Annotated in this window: 1 protein-coding gene and 1 pseudogene; both read right to left on the reverse strand. The window is 57.0% G+C overall.

Annotated elements, in window-relative coordinates:
* Nucleotides 1–445: 445 nt before the first annotated feature.
* Entirely contained in the window at nucleotides 446–1,204 is a 759-nt protein-coding gene (locus I6F36_RS38425) for a glucose 1-dehydrogenase (RefSeq protein WP_225143833.1), read from the reverse strand.
* Nucleotides 1,205–2,475: 1,271 nt separating this feature from the next.
* A pseudogene (locus tag I6F36_RS38430) lies at nucleotides 2,476–2,650 on the reverse strand (IS701 family transposase); the annotation flags it as partial.

Here is a 2,650-nt window from a genome sequence, read left to right on the forward strand (position 1 = left end):
CGCAACGGACGATCGGCTGCGCAACCCCGACCAGCTCCGCCGATCGTCCGTTGCTCCATCCGCGCCACTTGGCGTACAAAACCCCGAGACTCTAACTGCCGCTGGATGAAAATGCAGTGGCAGGTCAGCGCGGCTCGAGAGTGGCGGGCCGCGCAAACGTCTTGCCATAGACGGGGGCGGAATCCGAGGGGGCCTCTCGTTGAAAATTCTAGAGGAAATCGAGCGGTTGCTAACCAAGGCAAGCAACCGCGCCAGACTGTCGTCTGGCGGACTATTTCGACTATGTCGCCGGAACCAGCACCGGCGGCCGCGCCGGAGAGCGCCGCCAAGTCTTGCTGTCCACACCAGCGGGCTTGCGGGGGCGAGCATAGGCTTCGTAGTTCCCACTGCTGTACTACATCGCAACCTCAGATCTTGTTTTATGTGACAATTGATCAGCTGCTAGTCAGAAGATGCTTTCGGGCGCCTGACACTTGTACGGGACGCCGATCGTCAGACCGCCATCGACGACGATTTCGGAGCCCGTAAGATAAGAGGACTCGTCACTGAGCAGGAACAACACTACCTGTGACACTTCCGGCGGCTCGGCTGCCCGCCCAAGCGGAATGGGAAAACTGGAAGAATCGAAGTCCTTTGTCATCCAGGTGTTGATTAACCCCGGATGGACTGAGTTTATTCGAACCCCAGACGCAGCGGCCTCCAAAGCAGCGGACTTGGTAATGCCCCGCACGCCGAACTTGGAAGCAACGTAGGCGTGAAGCCCTGCACTACCCCTCAGCCCCTCGACCGACGAGATGTTGACGATCGAGCCTCCGCCCGCGCGGCGCATGGCCGGCAGGGCAGTCTGCATTCCCAAAAATACACCGGTGAGATTGACAGCAAGGGTCTTCGTCCACTGCTCAAGCGGAAACTGCTCGATAGGAGCAATACTGACTATGCCGGCATTGTTGACGAGGCCATGCAGCGCGCCAAACTTGCTCTCCGCAGCCGCGATCGCTTGGCACCATTCCTCTGGCTGAGCGACGTCTTGACGCAGATAGATCGCGGATGTGCCAAGGCCGGCCGCGAAAGCCTCGCCTTCTTTACGAAGAATATCGGTGATCACGACTTTAGCTCCCTCCGCTACCAGCAGGCGCGCATGAGCGGCCCCCATCCCTCGAGCCCCGCCGGTCACCAGAATGACTTTTTCGCTGACACGTCCCATAATTTCGCTTCCTCGAGAGTGTGTGGGTGCAAGGTCTTTGCGACATCCACTATGCACTATGTCAATCGCCCCCTGGTCGATCTGCTGTGTCCCGCTGCGATGCCCAAAGGCTGTGCGTAGTGCCGTGTAACTCGGCGTGAAAACCAACTCGATAACGATTCCACGTCGTGGACACGCGTCCGCCGTTCATACATTACCGTCGGAGTGTTGAATTGGCATCATGACATTGGGCCACCTTGTTGAGCCCGACGAATCACGACCGAGTTTCCTCCGGAAGATGCGCGTGGACTGCAGGCGACGCAACGCCGGTTCCGCACAGATGCACGTACTGAGCTCTTCGTGGCTGGCCGCGGGAGTGGGGCGCAGAACGCATGAGGTTCTCCGAGTCTTGCGAATTGGAGTATCCATCCTGTGCAATCGACGCGCCGAGAATCTCGTACGAATGCAAACTCACGCAACTCTTGCACAGTTGCTACAGCTGTTCCGATCTTCTTACGCGACCTGGGTATCCGCTAGCATGCGTTTCGGGCCATGCACAGCGATAGCGTTTCGACATTAAAGCTTAGTCGAGCCTCCCAAAACTGCGAGGCGTGCGAACTCGTCATGCGTTTATGTCCCAATTGATCATGTCGGACTTTCGACATTCCGCGTGGCCAATCAAACAAGGGGGAAGGCAACAGCAGAAGAGGCGACGGTTGTCGGCGGCCTTCTCGTACATCTTCATCCGAGCGAGTCCTCTAACACCGAATGAGGTGCTTGGCATCGACGTTGCATGCGACAGATAGAGAGGCCTATCGAGTTATCATCATCGTCGGTGAGCATACTTCACGGGAATGAACGCACGATCGTCAAGCTCATTCTGCACCACAGAATTGAGGTGCAGCGCGCAGAACTGTACGCGTCGTCGGCGAGACGATCATGATCAGCGCTCTATGAGCCGAGGGATCACCGAGCTGCATTGGAGGTTGCATCATCGAGGTTGCATCATCACAGTCTCTTCAGGATGCTTCAAAAACCGAGCACTGTTGCTGAGATGAGTTAGCTGAATCTACAGTTGCGTCCAAACACTCCAAGAGCGAGGAGGAATGCGATGCCCGAGGTAAAAGGTATTCCTCTTGATGCGCCTCTCTACCGTGGGAGCAGAGACCGTGGCAGCGCGTTTCTCGGCTGCCAAGCCATAAACCTTGTATTCAGCGTGGGGAGCGAGGTGTCCTCTCTACTACCGAAGGGATTAGCACTACTTTGGCAGATTTGGTTTGTGCTGTGGTTTTTCACAAATTCGTCTTCTGCAGTGCGGGCATCGCTGCGATGGCGGCCGGAGAATGAGATCGACGATGGCGTGGCGTACGGCGGGCATGGTTGGTTGAGGCGGAGGCCCATTGATTCTTTTTTTTCCGTCCCGCATGTGCGAGGCGACGGTGCTGCAAGAAGGCGTAGGCAATCATT

The sequence above is a fragment of the Bradyrhizobium sp. BRP19 genome (genome assembly GCF_020194195.1).
In the GTDB taxonomy this organism is placed as follows: Bacteria; Pseudomonadota; Alphaproteobacteria; order Rhizobiales; family Xanthobacteraceae; genus Bradyrhizobium; species Bradyrhizobium yuanmingense.